Below are 23,693 nucleotides of genomic sequence, written 5' to 3' on the forward strand. Positions count from 1 at the left end.
GAGGCGGTAGACGCGAAATGAACGTGCAGCAGTTGTTTCAATTATCCGGGCGGGTCGCCCTGGTGACGGGAGGCGCCGGCGGACTCGGATTCGTCATGGCCGAGACGCTGGCAGAGGCGGGGGCGGCGGTCGTGCTGACGAGCCGCACGCTGGCGAGAGCGGAAGAAGCCGCGGCCGCGCTGCGGGAGAAGACGGGCGCCGACGTAGCCGCGCTGGAAGCGGACATCTCTTCGTACGGCGGCGCGGAAGCGATGATCGGCGCCGTGAAGGAACGTTACGGGCGCATCGATATTCTGATTAACAATGCCGGCACGAACATCCGCAAGCCGATCGAGGAATACGACGAGGCAAGCTGGGATCTCGTGGTGGGCGCCAACTTGAAATCGCCTTACCTGTGCGCGCGGGCCGCTGCCCCGGTCATGAAGGCGCAGCAGTTCGGCCGCATCATTAATATCGCCTCCATGCTCGGCATGGTCGGCCTGCCGGAACGGTCCGCCTATTGCGCGAGCAAAGGCGGCGTCATTCAGCTGACCAAGGTGCTCGCCCTGGAGCTGGCGCCGTGGGGCGTGACGGTCAACGCCCTGTGCCCGGGTCCGATCGCCACGGAGCTGAATACGCCCGTTCTGAACAACCCCGAAGCGAACCGCTTCTTCGTCGAGCAGATCGCGCTCGGCCGCTGGGGGAGCCCGGAAGAAATCGCGGGGCCGGTGCTGTTCCTCGCTTCCGACGCTTCGAGCTTCATGACCGGATCGGCGCTCACCGTCGACGGCGGCTGGACGGCCCGATAGGCGGCGGATTAACCGACAGGCGAACCGGAAGCAGAGCGTCAATGCAATCGGCAGAAAAACAAGTGGAACGACGACCAGCGTGACAGCCAATACGACGGCAAGCATGAGAACCGGCGTGCCAACGAGCACGCGCGACGACCAGCATGACGACCAGAACGATGACCAGATCGACGATTGAACGAAGCGACAATAGTCGAAACGAAAGGGTGAATGGAAATGCGAGTTGGACTTTCCATGTTCGGTACGACGTATGCGATGGGGCTTCACCCCCGGTCGGGGCGGACGCCGATGACGGCGGAGGCCGTTATCGCCTGGGCGCTCGGCGCCAATCTGCAAGGCGTCGAGCTGCCGGATTCGACGCTGGCCGCGGCCGATATACCGGCCATCGCCCGCATGACGCAAGAGCGCGGGCTCTACGTGACGGTAGCTTGCGGCGGGTACGATCCCGTCAAGCTGGGCGAGGCTTGCCGGCTGGCGGCGGCTTGCGGAGCGCCGATCGTCCGTACCGTGGCGGGCGGAGCGCGGATCGGCGGCGACCGCCGCAATATGGCCGGACGCTGGGACGCTTTCCTGCAGGAGGTGCGCGACGGCCTGGCTGCCGCGGTGCGTACCGCCGAGCGCGAAGGCGTCTCGATCGCGCTCGAGAATCACCAGGATCTCGCCTCCGAGGAGCTGATCTGGCTGTGCGAATCGATCGGCTCCCCGAACTTCGGCCTCACGCTCGATACCGGCAATCCGCTGGCGACGGCCGAGGAGCCGGTCGATTTCGCCCGGCGCATCGCCCCTTACCTCAAGAACGTTCACCTGAAAGATTATTGGATCTATCCGAGCGAGGAAGGCTATCGCCTCGTGCGCTGTCCGATCGGACAAGGAGTGGTCGATTTCCCGGCGCTGATGGCGATCTTCCGGGAGCTCGGACCCGCGGAGCTGCCGATGTCCATCGAGATCGGCGCGCTCGAAGCGCGGCATATCCGGGTGCTTGCGGACGATTACTGGCCGGATTATCCGGAACGGTCCGCGCGGCAGCTGGCGGAAGTGCTGCGATTCGCGGCGGCGAACAGCAAGCCGGCGTCCGATTGGCGTACGCCGCATGAGCGCGAGGCTTCGCCGGGCGAAGTCGCCGCTTATGAACGGGCGCAGCTCCGCTCCAGCATCGCGTACATGCAATCATTGATCGCGGAGGCCGAATCGGACAATGCCGAGGAGGCGGTATCGTGAATATCGATCTGAACGGGAAAGTGGCGATCGTTACCGGCGCCGGGCGCGGAATCGGGCGGCAGATCGCGCTGAAGCTTGCCGAGGAAGGCGTCACGACGGTCGCGCTGGACGTCCGGCAGGAGCTGCTTGACGAGCTGGGCAGCCAGTTCGCGGAGCGCGGGCACGAAGGCGCCCAATTTATTTGCGACGTCCGGGACGCCGGCCGCGTATCAGAGGTTGTCAAGGAAATTCGCGCCCTGTACGGCCGCATCGACATCCTGGTCAACAACGCGGGCGTGGCTAGCGGCGGTATCGTGGAGACGCTCGGCGAAGACGTCTGGGACGCCAACATGGACATCAATCTGAAAGGCACGTTCCTGATGAGCCAAGCCGTCGTTCCCGTCATGAAGGCGCAGGGAGCGGGACGGATTCTGAACGCCGCCTCCTTCGCGGCGATCGTTCCCTCGTACGGCAGCGCCGCGTACGCGTCCTCCAAGGCGGCGGTCAAGCAGTTCACCCGCGTGCTGGCCGGCGAGCTCGGACCGTGGAACATCACCGTCAACTGCTACTCGCCGGGGATGATTCCGACGGAGATGAACCATTTCGCGGAGCTCAGCGAGGAGCGGCAGAACCGGCTGCTCGACACGCTGACGCTTCGCCGCTGGGGCAGCAAGGACGACGTTTGCAGCTTGATCTGCTTCCTGGCTTCCGACCACGCTTCCTATATTACGGGAACGATGATCGACGTCAGCGGCGGCAAGCTGGCGACGCAAATTCCAAAGGCGGCATATGAAGCCGCGCAGAAGGACGGGGAAGCAGGATGACGGGAATCGATGTTGCCGGCAAGACGGTGCTTGTCACCGGCGGTTCGCAAGGGATCGGCGGAGCGATCGCGGATCGTTTCGCGCAATTCGGGGCGCGGGTAGTAATCGTAGACGTGAACGAAGCGGGCGCGGAGAAAGCGGCGAACATGGCCGCAGCCGGGCAGGAAGCGCATTTCGTTCGCTGCGATGTCTCCCGGGCGGACGATATTCAGGCGCTGGCGGCGGAAGTGCAAGCGAAGGCCGGCACCGTTCAAGTGCTTGTCAATAATGCGGGCATCTTCCCGAGGGCCGACCTGCTGCGCACGGAAGAGGCGTTCTGGGATCGCATCATGGACATCAACCTGAAGGGCGCCTACCTCATGAGCCAAGCCTTCGTGCCCGGGATGATCGAGCAAGGAACGGGCTGCATCGTGAACATCGGCTCCACGCACGCGAGCATGGGCTCGCCTGACGCCATGGCATACGCGGTGTCGAAAGGCGGCATCGTGACGTTGACCCGGAATTTGGCCAAAGGGCTGGCCCATCACGGCATACGCGTCAACTGCGTGCAGCCCGGCTGGGTCGCTTCGGAAGGCGAGACGGAACGGATTCGCGCGACCGGCGTCAATCCTGACGAGCAGTACGCCGAAGTCGGCGCGCGCCTGCCGCTCGGGCGGATGCAGACGGGAGAGGATATCGCCGACAGCGTCCTGTTCCTGGCGTCGTCGCTAAGCCGGCAAGTGACCGGCCAAATATTAACCGTTGACGGCGGATTAAGCCTGCGCTGACGCACCGGCGGCGCACCGACATTATCATTGACAGAACGAGCGGGCCGGGACTATACTTCTCACTGTACGATCGTTCAACGAAAGCTGGAGGGTAGCGGGATGGCGCAAATCAGTCGAAAAGAACAAGCAACGGCAACGAGAGATAAGCTACTGGAAACCGCTAAAAATCTTTTCGCAGAGATGGGCTATCACGGCACTCCGGTTCGTGCGATCACAAGACAGATTCAGAAGGGCGACGGCATTCTCTATCATTATTTTCCCGGCGGGAAGCAAGAAATCATGGCTGTCCTGCTGAAGGAAAGTTTTGAGCATCGCGTCCGGGAAATCAAACAGCTGACGAACGAGACGATCGAGAATTTACCGCTCCGGGATGCCTTGCTCGTCATATTGGGCAAGATCCGGGAGTTATTCTTGAACGATCTCGATCTGATGCGAATTTTGTTCCGCGAGAACGATTTGTTTGATTTGGTGGAAGCGAAGCAGCTGTCCGTCATGATGTCCGAGCGGGTAGAGTCGATTGCGGAATTTCTGCGGCGGAGACATGTCAGGGGCGAAATCCGGGCGATGAATTTCACGTTCGCGGCCCGGCAATTGTTGTCCATGTGGATGCAGTATACGTACAGCGCCATCGTCGGCATCAAGATGGTTCCGGAGCCGGACATGACCGCGTATATGGAAGAAATGGTCGATTTCACGTTAAGTCTCTGGCAGCCGTGACGAACGGGCCGCAAGACTGGCTTTGCGCCGTTCGCCTGGAGAAGAAACTTGCTTCGCCGTCCGATTACGGGCGGCGACAGCCGTTTCTTCAAGCCGCATCCGGTAACCGTATCCGGTGCCGTTGCGGCGCATCCCGGTCAGGAACGAAGCGCGTTTGCGCGCTTCGGGGCTTCATAATTTCAGGCATGAAGGTGATGAAAGAATGTTTTGGTCAAAGCTGTTAAACCGGCGTTTTTTGCTTTTTACGCTGTTGCTGCTCATTAAAGGCAGTCTTGTCATGTATGTCGTATTCGACATCGGATTCTCGTGGGAAACGATCGTGACGGAGCTTCCGTTTATTTGGATCGTCTTCTGCTGCATCGAGCTGTTCGCATCGAAACGCAAAATGCTCTATTACTTAATATCCGATCTTTTGATTACGCTGCTCTATTTTACCGTCGTTATGTATTACAAGTATTATGGCGTAATCGTGACGTACCATGCGCTTCATCAGGCCGACAAGGTAACGAAGGTCGGAGAGAGCACCTATTCCTTGCTCGACCCGTACTACCTGCTGTTCTTCCTTGACGTTGTCGCGCTCGCGGTCATCGCGTTCTGGCCGAAGAAGAAGTCCTACGATCCGCATGCAGGCTTCCGCTCGGCGCGTCCTGCCCGCAAGGCGACGCTGTATACGGTCATCGTCGCATCGCTCGCGCTTTGCGTATTCAATATTTGGCCGAACCGGGCCAGCATGAACGAGAACAAACAGGCGGAAGACATGGGCATCCTCAACTACGAGGTGTTCACGCTGCTCTCCGACACCACGGGGAAAGACGAGATTGTCCCGGCGGATCAAATCACGCAGGCGAAGATCGACGAGCTGAAGGGCGTTCAACAGTCGGCAGCGCCGAACAATTTCGGAGCCGCCAAAGGCAAGAATCTCATTATCCTGCAAATGGAGTCGTTCCAGGATTTCTTAATCGGTCTGAAAATCGACGGTCAGGAAGTAACGCCGAACCTGAACAAATTGGTGAAGGAAACTTTCCACTACGACCGTTTCTATACGATGGTAGGTCAAGGCACGACATCCGATGCCGAATACGTCGTGAATACGTCGCTGTACGTGCCGCATCACGAAGCCGCTACGGACAGCTATGTCGATAAAGCCTTGCCGAGCTTGCCGAAATTGCTGCACGAGAACGGCTACGACACGGCAACGTTCCATACGAACGAGGTTCATTTCTGGAACCGGAACAATCTGTACGCCGCGATCGGCTGGGACAAATATTACGACCAGAAGTTCTACGGCGACGAAGATCACATCGCGTTCGGCGCTTCGGACGAGGTGCTGTACGCCAAGACGATTCCGGAACTGCAGCGGATGGACCAGTCCGACAAGCCGTTCTATGCGCAAGTCATCTCGATGAGCGCGCATCATCCGTACAACATCCCGGCGTCGAAGTACAAGATGACGCTGCCGGATAACATGGAAGGCACGCTGGTAGGCAATTACATCCATGCGCAGAACTATGCGGATTACGCGTTGGGCGCGTTCATCCAAGGCTTGAAAGACACCGGCCTCTGGGATGACAGCATCATTGTTATGTATGGTGACCATCAAGGGCTTCCGATATACTCGCTGAGCGGCGACGAGAAAGAGATGCTGAAAGATATGCTCGGCCATGAGTACGGCTACCCGGACATGTTCCGCATTCCGCTCATCTTGAGCGTGCCTGGCGTAACGTATCCTTCCGTGCAGCACGATGTCGGCGGTCAGATCGATATTTTGCCGACCGTGGCGAATTTGCTGGGCGTATCGACGGCGAACCAGATTCATTTCGGCCAGGATTTGCTCAATCAGACGTCCAATCTGCTGCCGATGCGGCACTTCCTGCCTTCCGGTTCGTTCATTAACGACGAGAACGTGTTCCTGCCGGGCAAGGATTACACCGACGGCACGAACTTCCCGCTTCCGGGCGAGGCGGGAGATAAGCAGGCGACGGAAGACCAGTATAATCGCGCGCTCGAACTGCTGAATCTATCGGACAGCTTCGTCTCGCATCTGCCGCTCAAAGAAGGCGGCGACGCGGAATAACGCACTATCATTCATCGCAACCATTCGAGAACCGGAGGGAACGCGCAATGAGGCATCGAACGATTCCAGGCACCGACTTGAACGCGGCCGTCATCGTCATGGGGACGGCCGGCTTCGGCGGAGGCATGACGGAAGAAGCGGCATTCCGCTTGTTTGACTTGTACGTGGAACAGGACGGCAATTTCTTCGACACCGCGATCGTCTACGACGATTGGCTGAACCAAGGCCGCAGCCTGACGGAACTCCGGCTGGGCAAATGGCTGAAGGAACGCGGCAGCCGCTCTAAGCTTCTGATCGCCACGAAGGGCGGACATCCCGAGCTGTCGTCGATGCACATCGGCCGGCTCGGCCGGGAAGAGATCGTCGCGGACGTCGAGCGGAGCTTGCGCCAGCTGCAGACCGACTATATCGATCTGTACTGGCTGCATCGCGACGATCCGTCCAGACCGGTGGACGGGATCATGGATACGCTGGACGATCTGATCAAGGCCGGCAAAATCCGCAGCATCGGCTGCTCCAACTGGACGGTCGAGCGGATCAAGCAAGCCCAAGCCTATGCCGCCGCGAACGGCCGCACGCCGTTCGCCGCCAGCCAGCCGCTCTGGAACTTGGCCGTGCTTAATCCCGGTTCCATCGGAGACCCGACGCTCGTGGCGATGACGGATGGGGATAAACGGTATTTCGAGGAGACCGGGATGGCCGTCATTCCGTTCTCGTCGCAGGCGAACGGCTTCTTCGGCGGCCGGTATGCGCGCGGACGCGAAGCGGGCAGCCAAGGCAGCGCCTCCGCGGTCGAACGGCAGTATTTCAATGCCGCCAGCTTCGACCGGCTGGAGCGGGTGCAGGCGCTTGCCGCCGAGCTGGGCGCGGCAAGCAGCGCGGTGGCGCTGGCGTATTTGACGGCGCACGACTTCCCGGTCTATCCGATCATCGGGGCGACGAAGCCGGAGTACGTGCGCGAGAGCTGCTCGGCCGGGGATTTGGCGCTGACGCCGGCGCAGAAGCGCTTCCTGGAGACAGGCGAGCGGTAACGATGCAAGGGTAGAGCGAATGTTAAGCGAAAGTCTGTCGGTCCCCGCGGCCGTCAGGCTTTTTTTTGCGCTTGCGTGCTTGACGGGGCGGTAATCGGCTTCGCGTGCATTCTTGTTTGTCGTCCGGCCCGGCGGCTAGTATACTTAATTGCAGATTCAACGGCGTTGATAGGCGAAAGGAGAGACGGCATGAGCAGCTATATCGAACAGGCAGACGGCGTATTCCCGTCCGTCTGCTCCCTGGATTGTCCCGATCAGTGCGGACTCCTCGTTCATAAACGGGACGGCGTGATCGTCAAGATCGAAGGCGACCCCGCGCATCCGGTCACGCAGGGAGCGATTTGCAATAAAGTACGGAACATGACGGCGCGGATCTACGACGAGAAGCGGCTGCAATATCCGCTCAAGCGGATCGGTCCCAAAGGAAGCGGCCAATTCGAGCGGATCGGCTGGGAAGAGGCGATCGCCACGATCGCCGGCAAGTGGAAGACGCTGATCGCGGACGAAGGACCGGACGCGATACTGCCTTACAGCTTCTACGGCAATATGGGCCGCATCAACACGGAAGGGATGGGGCGGCGTTTCTTCAACCGCATGAATGCGAGCCGCTTGATCTATTCCATCTGCGAGGCGGCGGGGACGGTCGGCTACGGCTTCACGATGGGCGGCAGCTTCGGCACCGATCCCGAAGATACGGTCCATGCCAAGCTGCATATCATGTGGGGCGTCAACGCGGTCAGCACGAATATGCATCAGGTGACGCTGTCCGAGAGAGCGCGCAAGAACGGCGCCGCCGTCGTCGTCATCGACGTCCACCGCAACCGCACCGCCAAATGGGCCGACTGGTTCATTCCGATCAAGCCGGGGACGGACGCGGCGCTCGCGCTCGGGCTGATGCACGTGCTGTTCGCGGAAGGATATACGGACGAAGCGTTCATGGCGCAGCATACGGTCGGCCATGAAGCATTGCGCGCGCATGCGAAACAGTACCCGCCTGACGTCGTTGCCGCCATTACGGGCGTTCCGGCCGAGGATATCGTCAAGCTGGCCCGCATGTACGGCGGCGTCGACGGCGCCGCGTTCATCCGGATCGGCAACGGGCCGCAACATCATGACAACGGCGGCATGACGACCCGCACGATCTCCTGCCTCCCCGCGCTGACCGGCCAGTGGCTGAAGAAGGGCGGCGGCGCGATCAAAGGGAACGGCGGCCATCTGGCGCTCAACAAGCATGCGCTGGAACGCCCGGATTTGAAGCCGGACGGGCTGGAGCGGTCGCGCGCCATCAACATGAACCTGATCGGCAGCGCGCTGCTCGAGCTGGAGCGGCCGATCTACTCGCTCTACGTCTATAACGCCAACCCGGCCGTCGTTGCGCCCCATGCGGGCAAGGTGCGGGAAGGGCTGGCGCGCGAAGACCTGTTCACCGTCGTGCACGAGCTCTTCATGACCGAGACGGCGCTGTACGCGGATATCGTGCTGCCGGCAACGTCCGCCTTCGAGAATACGGACGTCTATTCATCCTATTGGCATCATTACGTGCAAATTCAGGAGCCGGTCGTCGCGCCGTACGGCGAGAGCAAATCGAACGCCGATGTGTTCCGGCTGCTCGCCAAGGCGATGGGCTACGAGGACGAGCCGCTGCGCGACGGCGATCTCGCCATGATCGACCAGGCGCTGGACAATCCGAACAACCCGAATCTTGCGGGCCTGTCCGCCGCGCTGCTGCAGGAGCGGCAATTCGCCAAGGCGGCCGTCAGGCCGGTGCTGTCCGGCAAGCTGCGCACGCCGAGCGGCAAGATCGAGCTGTACTCCGCCGCCATGGAGAAGCAAGGCTTCCCGCCGCTGCCGACGTACATTCCGCTGCCGGACGACGGGCCATACCCGTTCCTGTTCATTCCGACGGCGAACCACAATTTCCTGAATTCCACCTTCGCCAACAACGACAAGCACGCGGCGCTGGAGAAGACGCCGAAGCTGTACATGAACGCCGCCGACGCCGCCGGAATCGGCATTCGGGATGGCGATGCGGTGAAGGCGTGGAACGACCGCGGCGCGTGCGTGCTGACGGCCGCCGTCGGGGAGGACGTGCTGCCGGGCGTCGTCGTCAGCCAAGGCTTATGGTCCGACGGCAAGGCCGACAACGCCGTCGTCAATGCGCTCACCCCCGACCGCGTCGCGGATATGGGGCAGGGAGCGACGTTCTTCTCAGGGCGCGTTGACGTGGCCCGCGCATAGACTGCGAACGCATAGCTATATCGGTGCCGGAACCTGCCGCAAGGCGGGTTCTTAGGCTGTCGAGAAAGTTAGATGCCGCATATGCCCGCATTTATTGAAAGGAAAAGGTCCCCTCTCCAAGACTGGGCGGACAGAGGTTCCGTTATTTGGGGGAAATAGGGCTATTGGGGGCGTGGACGGACACAGGATCCGTTAATGTTCTCGAATGACATCGAAACCAGGCTAAGCAGCCGATATAGCGGATCTCCTGTCCGCGAGCATATGAAAAAACGTGATCATGATGCAAATAACAGATCTCCTGTCCACTTCCTTGTATCGAGGGACATACCGCGAACCAACCGTCATGAAGCTCTCCAAACGGTTACAGCCAGCCATGCCACGCGGGCGAAACGGCAACAGGATCCGTTTGTGTTCCTGAGCGGGGTTGTCGCGAGTCTGTCCGGTATGAAGTTGATTGCCCTCCGCCTGGAAAAGAAGGCTCGAGAGGGATAACCGCCCCTCCGAAGCACTTGGACGGCATCGAATACGTAAGAAACCCGGCGTATTAAGAAAAACGCGGGTTTCTCTACAATCCGGGAACCTGCCGCAAGGCGGGTTCTTTTTGTTGGCCGTGCGATTGTCACCGCGAGGCTTTCCTTCATACCTTAGTGACAAAGGGAGGCAAAGGAGGGGAATAAGCATCATGCGCGTAACGATCACGCTGGCATGCACGGAATGCAGTGCCCGCAATTACATGACGACCAAGAACAAGAAGAACGATCCTAACCGGCTGGAGCTGAACAAATATTGTCCGTCGCAAAAAAAGGTGACGCTTCACAGAGAGACCAGGTCCTGATCGCTCCTGATCGCTAGATCTTCCACGGATGTCCCTAATCTTCATTTGCATGTTTGCATGGCCGCATGTTGCGATGAAGTTAACTTAATATAAGTAAGTTGCTTGACATTTTAAACTGTAACTCATATAATTACAGTATCGAAAGAGAAGAAGGACTCGAGCCGGTAAGCCGCGCGTGCAAGGTCCTCTTTTCTTCACTGAACTGTAACTATAACAGATACAGATTGGTCAATTCCGACGACAGGTGGTGCTGACGATGAGCTTTGCGATCAGTGATTGGGTACAAGGCAGAACGAAGGACGGGGAGCTTATTCAAGGATTTATTACGTCGCTGAACGAACGGCAGAACATTGCAAGCGTGTACGTCGTGCAATCCGATCACGATGCCGCGGTCGGCACTACGGTCTCCGTATTGAGCGGCTGGCTTAAGCCGCAGCCTGCGGCGCGGGTGCTGGATTACGCGGAGCCGATTCTCGATTTCATCGAGCTGGCCTTGGCGACGCGGGATGCGGAATGGTTCGCGGAGCTGACGGAGCGCCTGCATGAAGTGATGGAGAAGCGGGAGCGCGGCAATGCCAGCGAACCGGTCCTGCATAACCGCAACCGGCTCGGTCAAATCAATTGACGATCCGGCCCAGGCAAGCATAGATAGAGACCGGAATGTACCGTTCCGGTCTATTCGCCGTTCCCGCATTGGCGTAAAATGGGCGTACAGGCATTATCGTCAGGAGGGTTCCGAATATGAGCTTTCGGCTTCTCATGCACGGCCGCCCGCTGCGCGTCGAGCATATCACGACAGACCGTCAGCAGAACCGCAGGGGGCCGGTGAACAACCGCCATCGCCATCCCGTTTTCCATGTGATGTACATCACGGACGGGGAAGGCCGGTTCCTCGTGAATGACCGGCTGACGCGGGCGCTTCCCGGGCATCTCTACATCATCAACCCGAACGAATGGCATCAGTTTCATGGCGACGAGACGAATTCGCTGCATAACCTGGAATGCACGTTTCTCGTTCGCGACGACACGCAGGAGCCCGCCGTCGTCAATTTCTTCGATTGGTTCGAAGCGAAGCGAGGCATGCCCGTCCCGGCCTCGCTCCGCGAAGGGCCGATTCGCGTGCCGGCGAAGCTGCAGCCGTTCCTGCTGGAAGGCTTCAACCGGCTGCTCGATCCCGGCAGCCGCTATGTGACGGAGGAGCACCGGGAGCTTATGGTCGCGGACTTGCTGCTGCGGACGGAAGAACTGCTCTGGCAGCTGATCGCGTCGCAGGGCGACCGGACGCGGGAACGGACGGGAGCCGAAGAAGTGGAGACGCTGAAGCGCTATATGGCCGCGCATCTGGGCGAGTCGATCCAGCTCGAGCAGCTTGCGGCGCTTGTCCATTGGTCGCCGAATTATTTATGCCGCGTGTACAAGACGCATACCGGCATGACGCCGCTCGCGCATTTGCAGCAGCTGCGGATGGAGGCGGCCGAGAAGCTGCTGCTCTATACGGATTATCCCGTATTCACGGTTTCGGAGACGGTCGGCTACGAGGATCCTTCTTACTTCGCGCGCTTGTTCCGCAGGCATCGCGGCCGGGCGCCGAGCGACTACCGAAAAGGATAAGATCGTCCGCATCTCCGATTGTTTTGTGCCTTCAAGGCCTTCTGCCGCGCTGATACCATGAGGATATGGCGTTTCATGCCAGCACTAGAGCGATCATGGAGGTAAGCGAGCATGCGATTAACGGTGGAACAAATCATAACGTACCAGACGGAAGGGTATCTGATCGTGCCGGACGTGCTGAGCGCGGACGACCTGCAGCCGGTCATTGACGAGATCGGGCGGGAGATCGACGATCGGGCGCGGAAGCTGAAGGCGGAAGGCAAACTGCAAGCGCTTTACGAGGACGAGCCGTTCGAGAAACGGTATGCGAGCTTGTACCGGGATTGCCGGGAGATCGGCAGGGGACTGGATATTATGACCTATCTGGGCGAAGCGATGTTCCGGCATCTCGGCAGCGACAAGCTGCTGGACGTCGTGGAATGCCTGCTCGGCAGCGAGCTGAGCTGCAATCCGATCCAGCATCTGCGCGCGAAGCTGCCGAAGAAGTACGCGGGCGACGAGCCGGATTATTTTCAAAACGTCCCCTGGCATCAGGATTGCGCCGTGACGTCGCCCGATTCCGAAGCGTCCGAGATCATTACGTTCTGGATGCCGCTCGTCGACGCGACGGCGGAAACGGGCTGCATGGAGGTGATGCCCCGCGTGTTCAAGCAAGGCTATCTGGACCACCGCGCGGAAGGCGGGACGATGATCGATCCCGACAAGCTGCCGGAGGCGGAGCCCGTGCTTGCGGAGTGCACGAAAGGCAGCCTCGTCATCATGAACAAATATACGCCCCACCGTGGCATCGGCAACCGCTCGGACATCGTGCGCTGGTCGATCGACCTGCGCTATCACAAGACGGGGGCGAATTCGGGCCGCGAGTTCCAGCCGTCCTTCCCCGTGCGCAGCGCCTCGGATCCGGCAAGCGTGCTGACGGACGCCGAGGAATGGCGGCGCTTGTGGCAGTCCGTCAAGGACGAGAAGGGGCGGAAGCTGCACCGCGTCTAAGCGGAGCGTATATCCCTCCGGCGAGAGTGGCGCGCCTCGTCGGTTCAGGGACGCTGTAGTCGCTGCCGATACTCGCCGTCCAAGTTAAGGCCCGTCCTTCAATCAGACGGGCCGCTTTGCTTTGCGGTACGCAAGCGGCGCCATGCCCTTGCGTTCGCGGAAGATTTTGGCGAACGTCTTGTACGATCCGAAGCCGACCTCGAGCGCGACCTCCACGACGCTGAAATCCGTCGAGAGGAGCAGGGCGCTCGCATGCCGCAGCCGGAGATCCTGCAGGAAGTGGACGAACGTCTGGCCGGTCTTCTCCTTGATCACTTCGCTGATCCGCGACGCGCTCATGCCGAAGCGGTCCGACAGCTGCGTCAGCGTCACGTCTTCCTGATAATTGCGGTGAATGTAGTGGATGATCGGCCAGACGGAGGCATGGGGCTTCGACGCGGCCGGCGGCGGGGCGGTCAGCGGCTGCTGCTTCCTGCGTTCGCGGTCGAAGCAGACGAGCAGCTCCTTCAGCCGGCCTTGCAGCATGGTCAGCCGCCAAGGGTCGTTCCCCTTGTACTCCCGCATCATGTCGTCGATCAGGAAGCGCGTACGGGCCGCCATGGTGCCGGTAAACGTCGTGTACGGCGGAAGCGGGCTCGGCTCGATCAGCTCGGCCAGCCCGTCTCCTTGGGCGTTCGCGTCCATGAGCAGATCCATGCTGAACATGCAATTGTACAACAGCAGCGTGCTGCCCGGCTCAGTGAAGATTTCGTGCACCTGGTACGGCTGCACGAACGTGAACGTGCCCGGCACCATGTCGTGGCTGACGTTGTTGACGACTTCGGAGCCGCGGCCTTCGATCACGTAGGACAGCTCCAGAAAATCGTGCCGGTGCGCCCGGAAGCCGCGATCCAGCGTATGGATGCCGATATGGAAAGGAAACGGCGTATCGGCGTTCGGATACGTTTTCAAATAGTCCGGAAAATGGGTCATGGCAATCGCGGTCCTCCGAAGAAATGGGACGTTTATCGAAATATGAGACAAGCTTTTTTACAAGGTTTATCTTATCATAGAAACGATAGCAAGCGTTATCATGCGAAGGCAATCGGAGAGGAAGATGGACATGGCGGTTCGGATCGGCATCATCGGCGCCGGCAATATTGGCAGCGTTCACGCTTCGCAGTTCACGCAGCTGCGCGACCTGTGCGAAGTAACGGCGATTACAGACGTATATCTCCCGCTGGCGGAGCAGCGCGCGGCCGAGTTCGGCATTCCTGCCGTGCTCGAATCTCCCGAGGCGCTCATTCAGAGCGCGGACGTTGACGCGGTCATCATCGGGGTACCGAATCAATTCCACGCGGAGCTGGCCTTGCAGGCGATCGAGGCAGGCAAGCATGTGCTGCTGGAGAAACCGATGGGCATCAACGCGGCGGCGGCCAAGCGGATACTGAAAGCGAGCGAGAAGTCCGACAAGGTCGTCATGGTGGGGCATCAGATGCGCTGGGAATCCGTGCCGATGCAGATCAAGGCACAGATCGACCGGGGCGAGCTCGGCAAAATCTACACGGCCAAGACCGGCTGGTTCCGCCGCAAAGGCATTCCCGGCTGGGGCACCTGGTTTACGCGCATGGATCAATCCGGCGGCGGCCCGCTGATCGATATCGGCGTGCATATGCTGGACCTGGCGCTCTATCTGATGGGCAATCCGAAGCCGGTATCGGTGTTCGGTTCGACGTACGCGGAATTCGGGCCGAAGCGCAAGGGCATCGGCACATGGGGCAAGCCGAACTGGGACGGCGTGTACGATGTCGAGGATCTGGCGACGGCGCTTATCAAAATGGAAGACGGCAGCACGCTGACGCTTGAAGTAAGCTGGGCCGTTCACATGGATACGGACAATACGCCGTTCGTGCATCTCATGGGCACGGAAGGCGGCGCGAGCTATCGCGGCGCGACCGGCAAGCTGCTGACGGAGAAATTCGACAAGCCGATGGAAATCGCGCTGTCCCGTCCGGAGAACGACGAGCACGAGCGCCTGCGCCTCAGCCGTCATTTCCTGGACTGCATCAAGACGGGCAAGCAGCCGATCACGTCGGCGCTCACGGGCTTCACGAACAATCTGGTGCTCGATGCGATCTATGAATCGTCGCGCACCGGCAATGAAGTGAAATTGGATTGGAACCTGTAGACCGGTACTCGCCAGCGTATTGAAGTAGATGTATAGAAACAAGATTCTATATTCCATTGGAGGCGGATTCATATGTTGAGAGGACTTTCCCGCGCCGGACTCGGCAGCATCGGCAGCGACGAGCGTTTCATCGCGCTTGCCGGCGAACACGGATTTCAAACGGTCGACATCGATGCCAAAGGCTTGATCGACCGCAACGGCCTCGAAGCCGCGCGCAAGCTGCTGGCCGACAATAACGTCACGATCGGCTCCATCGGCCTGTCGGTCGAGTGGCGCCAGTCGGAAGAGACGTTCCGCGCCGGACTGGCCAAGCTGGCGGAAGATGCCGCGGCCGCGGCCGCGCTCGGCTGCCGCAGCTGCTGCACGTACATTCTGCCGGCAACGGATTTCAAAGCGGCGCATTTCACGGTGATCGCCACGCGCAGACTGCGCACATGCGCGCAAATTCTCGGCGCTTACGGCATTCGCCTCGGCCTCGAATTCGTCGGCCCGCATCACCTGCGCACGGCATGGGCGAACCCGTTCCTGTGGACGATGCACGAGACGCTGGACTGGATCGACGCGATCGGCGAGCCGAACGTCGGCCTGCTGTTCGATTCGTACCACTGGTACACGAACGGCCATACGCTCGCTGACATCGAAGCCCTGACGCCGGATCAAATCGTGCATGTCCATATCAACGACGCGCCGGACCTTCCGGTGGAAGAGGTGCTCGACAACGGACGTCTCTATCCGGGCGAAGGCGTGATCGATCTGGGCGGCTTCCTGAAGGCGCTGAACGCGATCGGCTACAAAGGCTCCGTCACGCAGGAAATCCTGACGAAGGAAGCGCCCGCGGCTTCGTCGGAAGCGCTGCTGGAGCGCTCCAAAGCCGGCTTCGACAAAGTCTATCAGGCTGCCGGCCTGGCGTAAGGAATAATCATTGGCGCAAGCCGTTCTCGTATGTCCCGCATGGCGGCCGGAAGCCGTCCTGCGGGATTTTTTGCGGGCAGCGGCCGGGACTAGTCTCGCATGCGCGTCAACGGCCGATTCAATTATGGAGCTTAGGTATGCTACAATGAATCTATTAACTACGACAGGAAATGGGAGAGAGCGCATGAACGTGATCGAAGCGATTCGCACGAGACGGAGCATCGGCAAAGTGACGCAGGAGCCGATTGCCAAGGAAACGATCGAACAAATATTGGAAGCGGGTACATGGGCGCCGAACCACCGGCTGACGGAGCCTTGGCAATTCTTCGTCATGAGCGGCGAAGGCCGCGCGAAGCTGGGCCGAGCGCTGGCGAATATCGCCGTGCATCAGGCGGGCGAAGGCGCGGACGCGGCGGTGATCGAGACGAAGACGGCGGACGCGCACGCCAAATCGCGCCGCGCGCCGGTCGTCACCGGCATTGCGGTCGCTCCTGTGGAACGGCGCGACGTCATCGAGCTTGAAGAATACGGCGCCGTCTTCGCGGCCATTCAGAACATGGCGCTGACCGTGCACGCGCTCGGCCTGGGCGCCGTATGGAGAACCGGCGAGCCTTGCTTCCATCCGCTGATGAATGAAGCGTTCGGCTTGCGTCCGCAGGACAAGATGCTCGGCTTCCTGTATATCGGCGTGCCCGACATGACGCCTGCGCAGGGCAAGCGTTCCCCGGCGGCCGGCAAGACGACGTGGATCGAGGCCTAGTCGATATGCAGCAGGTTAATGAACGGATGCCCGATCGATACTGAGCTTGGGAGATACAAAGCCCGGTTGATATGAAGCTTGATTGATATGAAGCTTGATTCATACGAAGCTTGATCGATACGAAGTCTGATCGGCATGAAGTCTGACATGAAGACAATGCTAAACAAAGAGGCGAGTGACGTTCCGCAATCGGAACCCACTCGCCTCTACGTTATTTACAACAAGCTCTGCAAGATCTAGCGGACGTCTACCGTCACTTCGGTCGGACGGTACACGGCAAGCAGCTTGCCCTGCGCGTCCGCGGCGAACATCACGGTCCGCTCCTGCGGAAGCGTGAACGCGTATGCCGCGCCGGATTGCGGGTCGCGAACCTCGATCGCCGCATCGCAGCCGAATTCGGAGACGAAGATGTACAGCGAGCCGGACGCGAACGACAGCTTCCGTCCATATACGCCGGGGAGCTCGCCGCCGTGCAGCCATTCCAGCTCGGTTTCGACGCCGGCCTGCGCCAGCGCCTGGCCGTATACCGCTTGAAGCGGCTCGAGACGCTCGTTCAGCTCGATCGGCAGCGGGCAGTAGAGCAGGCGGCCGGCGCCGAGCTGCACGTCATGCAGCTTCGCAGGACCGCCTTCGGCCGAAGCAGGCAGCCCTTTGCAGCTGTCCGCGATGCGGGTGCCGCCGAACGATACCGGCAGCAGCTTGCCGTTCAGCTCCAGCAGCTCCTCGCGGAGCAGGTTGCCGACGGCGCCGAAGCCGAGCGCGTTCGCTTGCGCCTGCACCGGGCGCCAGTATTCGTCGAGGCCGAGCGGGCCGGTGAAGAGCAGCGTGCCGCCGTGCGTTTCGACATGGGACGTCAACGCTTCGAGCGCCCGGGCGCTGAAATTGTGCGCGCTCGGCACGATGATCAGCTTCGGTTTCGTCGCCGCCAGCGATTCGAGCTGGTACTCGCCGAGGCCGAACGCATGAACGTTCATCGCGTACGACAGCGTGCGGATCGCGCGGGTCGTCGCCGCGTTCGCCAGCGAGCGGTTCGAGAAGTCGTTGGAGTACGGGTAGATGACGGCCACGTCCTCCAGCTTGCGGTCCGCGAACAGATCGCGGATCTCGCCCATGAAGGCGCCGAAGTCGTAGGAGACGTTCGCTTCCGGCTTCTCGGTGCCGTCCGCGCGCACGGCGCCGATATGCGATTCGTTGATATTGTGCATGTAGAAGTTGATGTTCCAGATCCACTGCACCGCGCCGGCGCCGCCCGTCGAGAAGGCGTAGGCGTACTTGCGCTCCAGGATGTTGCGCAGCTCTTCCTCGGTGCGCTTGGCGCGGCCGTCCGGCGTCTCGACGTACATGATGCCGGTTTCCTGAATGAGGTTCGGCTTGTCCGGCGCTTTCGAGAAGACGCCGTCCCAGACGAGATCGTCCATCAGCCACCAGGAGTGAACCGTCGTATAGTCGACCGCTTCCGCATAGAAGAACGGCGACGGACGCTGCGCGCCGAGCCCTTCGTCCTGGCCGACGGTCACGAGCTGCTTCGGCTGAATGGCGCGGATCGTTTCGACCAGCTGGGACGCCCAGCGGTTGTGCATGTCCATCGAGAACAGCGTGTAATCGAGCCAAGGACCGCCGCGCTTCTCGAGCACTTCGGTCGTACGGAAGGCGATGTCGTCCGGTTCCGGCAGCTTGACGGCCGCGAAGGACGGCAGCTCGGCCGGCGTCATGTTCCAGCGTTCCTGCAGCACCGTGATCGAGCCGTGGCGCGCCTCCAGCCATTCCAGGTAAGCCGCATGCTCGAACGAATCATGCGCGGAGCGCGGTCCGCCGCTGAACACCCGCTTCGGATCGAACATGGACGGCTCGTTGATGAGGTCCCAGTGCACATGCTTCGATTGCGCATGGCGCGATACGATGGCCGCGATGAACCGCTTCTGCGCTTCCACGCTGCGCGGGTCGAGGTAAGGATTGACGCCTTCCCACGCTTCCGGCGTGAAGGCGAAGAAGTTGAACGTCACTTCCATGTCGTGGCGCTTGGCCGTCAGGAAGAGCGCGTCGATCGCGCGAAGCACTTCCTCGTACGGGTGGCCGTCGACGAACATGATGTGGCGCCATGCCGTCCAGATCCCCGTCCGGATGGAATTGATGCCGGCTCGCTTCATTTGGGCGATGTCGCGGTCCCAGACGGCCGCGTTCGGCAGGAACAAGTATTTGCGCGCGACGTCGCTCGTCATGTACGTCATGCCGACGATCGGCAGCGGACGGCCGTTCTTGATGAAATAATCGCGGTCGCACGAGATCATCTCGCCGGATTCCAGCAGCGCGCGGTCCATGCCCCAGAACCCTTGGCGAAGCAATCGGCGTTCGCCGTCAGGCGAGACGGCTTCGCATTCCACCGTATAGAAGCCGGCTTCCATTTCGAGCGGAGCCGCGATGCGCCGAATGACCAGCTCGCGTCCGATCTCGAGCGTCGTTTCCGTGCGCCATACTTCGTTAAAGCCGCCGTTGTCGTAGTCGAACGAAGGGACCGATTGCCCGGCTTCGCTGTTAACCGCCTTCAGGACGCGAACGTTGAAGGTCCAGGCCGCCGTCCGCGAGCTGACGCGCTCCGTGCGCGTTTGCAGCAGCTGCTGGCCTTGCAGCATCAGGACCGGGCGCTCGCCAAGCTCGTAAGAGCCGTAGTTCGGCTTCAGCCACAGCTCGGTCACGCCGGAAGCGGCGAAATTCGCCCACTTCGCGAGCCCTTCCGCGCCGTTGCCCGACCAGAACCCGGCGCCGAGCTGCTGGTTCACGAAGATCATCCGGCTGCCCGCGAATTGGCCTTTGGTATGCTCGATCAGCACGACGGGCGCGGTCCGTTCGCGTTCCAGCCCGTCGCCGCTGATGCCTCTCAGGAGCGGGTAAATATGCGCGTCCATCGGGCCGGCGGAGCCGTTCTGCTGCCCGGGACAGTCGTCCGCGCGGGTCACGTGCAGGACGAGTCCGTACGTCGGCGCGATCGCGAAGAGCGATTCATAGCCCTCCATAAGCGCGATGTCGCGGTTGGCCGCCAACTTGGCTGCGCCTTCCGTACCGACAGGCAGCGCTTCGTGAATGTAGAGCTGCTGATGGTAAGCCGTCTGGTCAGGCTCCGCCTGCCAGCTGCCGGCCGCACCCGTCACCGGCGTCTTGAACGGCGCGCCGCCTGCCGCGACCAGCCCTTTGCCTGCGCCGGCATGGGCAAGAATCGCCGGCCAAGCGGATTTCGGGAAATACGGTCCGTGCAGGTGGACATAGACGCTCGCATCCTGCAGCGCCCCGGCAAGACCGGACGCATCGACGATCGTGAACGTTTCTTGCAGTCTTGCGATCGCAGCCGCGCTCGGCCGCTCGCCCGCATAAGGGAAATGCTCGTCATAGAATAGAATTCGGTTGCTCACGTTCGTTCACTGCCTCTCCGTGTGTAAGTGATAGGATCGCCCACGATTTGCATGAAATTGTTAGGTTTGTTAGGTGTCAAACGCTTTATCCGCGGCTACTTTAGAGCTAAAATAAAGAAAAGTCAACTGCTCGGCCTAACGTTTATTTTGGAGTAAAGGAGCGATGCGCAGTGGCGGGAAAACTATCGATGCAGCAGCTTGCCGACCGTCTGGGCGTATCCAAATATACCGTTTCGCAGGCGCTTGCCGGCAAGCCCGGCGTCAGCGAAGCGACCCGAAGAGAAGTAACGGCGCTGGCAGGCGCGCTCGGATACGCCGTCAAGCCGTCCGCCAGGACCGGGAAGCGGAAGCCCGCCCCGGAGCCGGCGCAGATCGAGGCGGCAGCGCAGCCCATGCAGGCATCGCCGCATCCGAAGCTTCCGGTGCAGCCGCAGCCGCCGGCGCAGCACGCGCCGTCGCACCCAAGCAAGCCGTCGCAGCCGCGAATTCAAGCGGGGCAGGGAAGCCCGCCCGCGGCTGCCGCCCCGCCGTCGCAGGTGCTGTTCATCGGGCTGGACGAGCGCCATAGCCAGGAATCGAGCTTCTGGCTGCGCGTGCGGGAAGGGCTTGAGGCCGGCTGCCGGCTGCAAGGGCTTCGGCCGTTCTTCTTCACCTACGGCCCCGGAGGCACGAATCCGCCGGAGCTCGAAGCGGGGGGCCTGCCGGAGGAGGCCGCCGACGCTGGACCGGCAGCGCGGGACGCCGCCGGCGCGCCGGCCGGGTTCATCGTCGCGGGCAATTGTCCGCTCGATATGCTGCTGCGCCTCAAGCGCCTGGGCTTGCCGATCGTGCTTGCGGATAACGAAGAACCGCTGATCGGCGCCGACGCGGTGCTGAACGCGAACGCCGAAGCCGGGCGGATGGCTTGCCGCCATCTGCTGTCGCAGGGCTGCCGCCGCATCGCGTTCATCGGGCGCGACAGCTTCGCCGTCAGCTTCCGCGAACGATGGTGGGGCTGCCGCCAGTCGCTGGACGATGTGAAGGAGCCCGGCGGCGCGCGTCACAGCGGCTCGGCGGGCATGCCGCCCGTGCAGCTGAAGAAGTGGACCGTGCCTTACGGCAGCACGGCCATGGCGGTCTGCCAGGCGGCGATGGAGCGCAAGCTGGACGCGGCGCTGGCGGAGGGGCTGCCGGACGGCTTCGTATGCGCGAACGACGATCTGGCCATTCATCTGCTGGAGGTGCTGCAGGGACGCGGGCTGGCCGATCACGCCCGCGTCGTCGGCATCGACAACACGGCCGCCGCGATGAGCGCGGCGGTACCGCTGACGACCGTCGATCTCGCCAAGGAAACGCTCGGCATTCGTGCCGTGGAGGCGTTCGCGCGCAAGCTGCGGCAGCCCGAGGCGCAGCCGGAGAAGATCATCCTTTCCGCGAGGCTTATCGTCAGGCATTCCGGTTAACGCGAATAATTGTCCCCGGGACAACGCTCGTATCCGCAATTGTCCGCATATTGTACAGCAGATGCCTATTCCGGAACGAAGCGCGCCGCTCAAGGGCGGCGACGGCCGGTAAGCCTTGGCCGAGAGGAGTTTCCGTCATGCAATGGGGATTAAAAACCGTTAGCGAGTTCGTCCTGCTGGCGCTCGTCCTGTTCGTTCTGCTCGTCGTGCTGCTGCTCGCGGCGATTCTGTTCTGACTTTAGCGATACGAAACACCAGCATGCCGTATAGCGCCCGCAGCGACAGCGCCCGCCGAGATCGCGGGCGCTATTCGCGCTGGCCGCCGCCTCCCGGCGAGGCATATGACAATCTTGGCATAAGCCGCTCTCGTTTGACACATACTTCATGCAAATAAACAAAAGGAGGGCGCAATCATCGCAACCAAGAGCGCAGGACAATCCAAATACAAGAAGATGACCATGTCGCCTAAAGAATATCAGAATTATGCCAAGCAACGGGAACCGTCCAGGTCGATCCTCGCCAACTGCGTGCGGGCTTTTCTCATCGGCGGCCTGATCTGCATCGTCGGACAAGCGATTTCCGAAGTGTTCATTTACGGGTTCCATATGTCCCGGCAGGCGGCGGGCAATCCGACGGTCGCCGTGCTGATTCTCATCTCCGTCATCCTGACCTGTCTGGGGGTCTATGACAAAATCGCGCAGTGGGCGGGCGCCGGCACGGCCGTACCGGTAACCGGCTTCGCCAACTCCATGTGCTCCGCGGCGCTGGAGCACCGCGCCGAAGGCCTCGTCCTCGGCGTCGGCGCCAACATGTTCAAGCTGGCCGGATCGGTCATCGTCTTCGGCGTCGTGGCCGCGTTCTTCGTCGGCCTCGTCTATTTGATTTTCGGAATCGAGGGACACTGACCATGCTGCGCGGAAAACAAACCTGGTGGTTCGATCAGCGCCCCGTCATCATCGGAGCGGCGACCGTCGTCGGCCCCGACGAGGGGGACGGTCCGCTCGCCGCCGACTTCGATCTCGTGCATCCGGAGCTGGACATGCAGCAGAAGAGCTGGGAGAAGGCGGAGCGGCTCCTGCTGGAGCAGGCGTCCGAGCTGGCGCTGGAGAAGGCGAAAGTCAACAAGCAGCAGCTGCAGTTCTACGTCGGCGGCGATCTCATGAACCAGATCATCAGCAACAGCTTCGCGGCCAGGACGATCGGCGCGCCTTATCTCGGGGTGTTCGGCGCCTGCTCCACCTCCATGGAGTCGCTCGCGATCGCCTCGCTGATCGTCAATTCCGGCAACGGACAATACGTGCTCGCAGGCACATGCAGCCATAACTGCACGGCGGAGAAGCAGTTCCGCTACCCGACGGAATACGGCTCGCAGAAGCCGCCGACCGCGCAGTACACCGTGACGGGCGCTGGCGCGGTCGTCGTGGCGCCGGACGGCGAAGGCCCGATCGTGGAATGCGCGACGCTCGGCAAGATCGTCGATCTCGGCATTACGGATCCGTTCAACATGGGAGCGGCGATGGCGCCGGCGGCGGTGGACACGCTGACGACGCATTTCAACGATACCGGCAGGCAGCCGAAGGATTACGACCTCATCGTGACGGGCGACCTTGCCACGGTCGGTCACGGCATCGCCAAGGATTTGTTCGCGAGAGACGGCGTGCCGATGGAGGAGACGGTGTTCGGCGACTGCGGCCTCATGGTGTACGACGTGCAGAAGCAGAAGGTGCAAGCGGGCGGAAGCGGCTGCGGCTGTTCCGCGGTCGTCACCTACGGCCACCTGCTGAAACGGCTGCAGAAAGGCGAGCTGAAGCGGATTCTCGTCTGCGCGACGGGCGCGCTGCTGTCGCCGCTGTCGTACCAGCAGGGCGAATCGATCCCTTGCATCGCCCATGCCGTGGCGCTCGAAAGTCCGATGCACAATTAACGGCAGGAAAGG

20 protein-coding genes are annotated in these 23,693 nt (G+C 61.3%); 18 read left to right on the plus strand and 2 right to left on the minus strand.

Annotated features, from left to right (window positions below; genetic code table 11):
* The first annotated feature begins 17 nt into the window (after positions 1 to 17).
* The 12 genes from GXP70_RS09885 (at position 18) to GXP70_RS09940 (ending at position 13,072) form a co-directional block, all read left to right on the plus strand.
* Positions 18 to 788, plus strand: a complete 771-nt coding sequence (locus GXP70_RS09885) for an SDR family NAD(P)-dependent oxidoreductase (protein ID WP_162356280.1) — start codon at positions 18 to 20, stop codon at positions 786 to 788.
* 216 nt (positions 789 to 1,004) lie between these two features.
* Complete coding sequence (locus GXP70_RS09890) at positions 1,005 to 2,006, plus strand: sugar phosphate isomerase/epimerase family protein (RefSeq protein WP_162356281.1); 1,002 nt, start codon at positions 1,005 to 1,007, stop codon at positions 2,004 to 2,006.
* On the plus strand, positions 2,003 to 2,809 hold the full coding sequence (locus GXP70_RS09895) for an SDR family NAD(P)-dependent oxidoreductase (RefSeq protein ID WP_162356282.1): 807 nt from the start codon (positions 2,003 to 2,005) through the stop codon (positions 2,807 to 2,809). The genes GXP70_RS09890 and GXP70_RS09895 overlap by 4 nt, the downstream gene beginning before the upstream one ends.
* Positions 2,806 to 3,576: an SDR family NAD(P)-dependent oxidoreductase gene (locus GXP70_RS09900; protein ID WP_162356283.1), complete on the plus strand. Its 771-nt coding sequence runs from the start codon at positions 2,806 to 2,808 to the stop codon at positions 3,574 to 3,576. The genes GXP70_RS09895 and GXP70_RS09900 overlap by 4 nt, the downstream gene beginning before the upstream one ends.
* 99 nt (positions 3,577 to 3,675) lie before the next feature.
* Positions 3,676 to 4,293 carry a TetR/AcrR family transcriptional regulator gene (locus tag GXP70_RS09905; RefSeq protein ID WP_162356284.1) on the plus strand — a complete coding sequence of 206 codons (618 nt, stop codon included), beginning with the start codon at positions 3,676 to 3,678 and terminating at the stop codon, positions 4,291 to 4,293.
* Between the two features lie 277 nt (positions 4,294 to 4,570).
* Positions 4,571 to 6,367: an LTA synthase family protein gene (locus GXP70_RS09910; RefSeq protein ID WP_225442744.1), complete on the plus strand. Its 1,797-nt coding sequence runs from the start codon at positions 4,571 to 4,573 to the stop codon at positions 6,365 to 6,367.
* Positions 6,368 to 6,414: 47 nt separating this feature from the next.
* A complete protein-coding gene (locus tag GXP70_RS09915) occupies positions 6,415 to 7,398 on the plus strand; it encodes an aldo/keto reductase (protein WP_162356286.1) in 984 nt (327 codons plus the stop codon).
* 189 nt (positions 7,399 to 7,587) lie between these two features.
* Entirely contained in the window at positions 7,588 to 9,636 is a 2,049-nt protein-coding gene (locus tag GXP70_RS09920) for a molybdopterin-containing oxidoreductase family protein (protein ID WP_162356287.1), read from the plus strand.
* Positions 9,637 to 10,318: 682 nt separating this feature from the next.
* Entirely contained in the window at positions 10,319 to 10,471 is a 153-nt protein-coding gene (gene rpmG / locus GXP70_RS09925) for a 50S ribosomal protein L33 (RefSeq protein ID WP_162356288.1), read from the plus strand.
* 256 nt (positions 10,472 to 10,727) lie between these two features.
* On the plus strand, positions 10,728 to 11,096 hold the full coding sequence (locus GXP70_RS09930) for a hypothetical protein (RefSeq protein WP_162356289.1): 369 nt from the start codon (positions 10,728 to 10,730) through the stop codon (positions 11,094 to 11,096).
* Between the two features lie 116 nt (positions 11,097 to 11,212).
* On the plus strand, positions 11,213 to 12,082 hold the full coding sequence (locus tag GXP70_RS09935) for an AraC family transcriptional regulator (RefSeq protein WP_162356290.1): 870 nt from the start codon (positions 11,213 to 11,215) through the stop codon (positions 12,080 to 12,082).
* A 111-nt stretch (positions 12,083 to 12,193) separates the two neighbouring features.
* Positions 12,194 to 13,072, plus strand: a complete 879-nt coding sequence (locus tag GXP70_RS09940; protein ID WP_162356291.1) for a phytanoyl-CoA dioxygenase family protein — start codon at positions 12,194 to 12,196, stop codon at positions 13,070 to 13,072.
* Positions 13,073 to 13,174: 102 nt separating this feature from the next.
* Here the strand turns inward: GXP70_RS09940 and GXP70_RS09945 are convergent, their stop codons facing one another.
* Positions 13,175 to 14,044: a helix-turn-helix domain-containing protein gene (locus tag GXP70_RS09945; protein WP_162356292.1), complete on the minus strand. Its 870-nt coding sequence runs from the start codon at positions 14,042 to 14,044 to the stop codon at positions 13,175 to 13,177.
* Between the two features lie 124 nt (positions 14,045 to 14,168).
* On the opposite strand from GXP70_RS09945, the gene GXP70_RS09950 reads away from it, so the two are divergent.
* The 3 genes from GXP70_RS09950 to GXP70_RS09960 all read left to right on the plus strand — a co-directional run bounded on the left by GXP70_RS09950 (position 14,169) and on the right by GXP70_RS09960 (position 16,911).
* Complete coding sequence (locus GXP70_RS09950; RefSeq protein WP_162360400.1) at positions 14,169 to 15,239, plus strand: Gfo/Idh/MocA family protein; 1,071 nt, start codon at positions 14,169 to 14,171, stop codon at positions 15,237 to 15,239.
* Positions 15,240 to 15,311: 72 nt separating this feature from the next.
* A complete protein-coding gene (locus GXP70_RS09955) occupies positions 15,312 to 16,151 on the plus strand; it encodes a sugar phosphate isomerase/epimerase family protein (RefSeq protein ID WP_162356293.1) in 840 nt (279 codons plus the stop codon).
* A gap of 184 nt (positions 16,152 to 16,335) precedes the next feature.
* Positions 16,336 to 16,911, plus strand: coding sequence for a nitroreductase family protein (locus GXP70_RS09960; protein WP_162356294.1), 576 nt, complete (start codon positions 16,336 to 16,338; stop codon positions 16,909 to 16,911).
* A 236-nt stretch (positions 16,912 to 17,147) separates the two neighbouring features.
* Here the strand turns inward: GXP70_RS09960 and GXP70_RS09965 are convergent, their stop codons facing one another.
* Entirely contained in the window at positions 17,148 to 20,315 is a 3,168-nt protein-coding gene (locus tag GXP70_RS09965) for a beta-galactosidase (RefSeq protein WP_162356295.1), read from the minus strand.
* A gap of 170 nt (positions 20,316 to 20,485) precedes the next feature.
* On the opposite strand from GXP70_RS09965, the gene GXP70_RS09970 reads away from it, so the two are divergent.
* The 3 genes from GXP70_RS09970 (at position 20,486) to spoVAD (ending at position 23,681) form a co-directional block, all read left to right on the plus strand.
* Positions 20,486 to 21,757, plus strand: a complete 1,272-nt coding sequence (locus tag GXP70_RS09970) for a substrate-binding domain-containing protein (RefSeq protein ID WP_162356296.1) — start codon at positions 20,486 to 20,488, stop codon at positions 21,755 to 21,757.
* Positions 21,758 to 22,209: 452 nt separating this feature from the next.
* A complete protein-coding gene (gene spoVAC, locus GXP70_RS09975; protein WP_162356297.1) occupies positions 22,210 to 22,662 on the plus strand; it encodes a stage V sporulation protein AC in 453 nt (150 codons plus the stop codon).
* A 2-nt stretch (positions 22,663 to 22,664) separates the two neighbouring features.
* Complete coding sequence (gene spoVAD, locus GXP70_RS09980; protein WP_162356298.1) at positions 22,665 to 23,681, plus strand: stage V sporulation protein AD; 1,017 nt, start codon at positions 22,665 to 22,667, stop codon at positions 23,679 to 23,681.
* Positions 23,682 to 23,693 lie beyond the last annotated feature (12 nt).

The sequence above is a fragment of the Paenibacillus lycopersici genome, assembly GCF_010119935.1.
GTDB classification, from domain to species: Bacteria; Bacillota; Bacilli; order Paenibacillales; family Paenibacillaceae; genus Paenibacillus_Z; species Paenibacillus_Z lycopersici.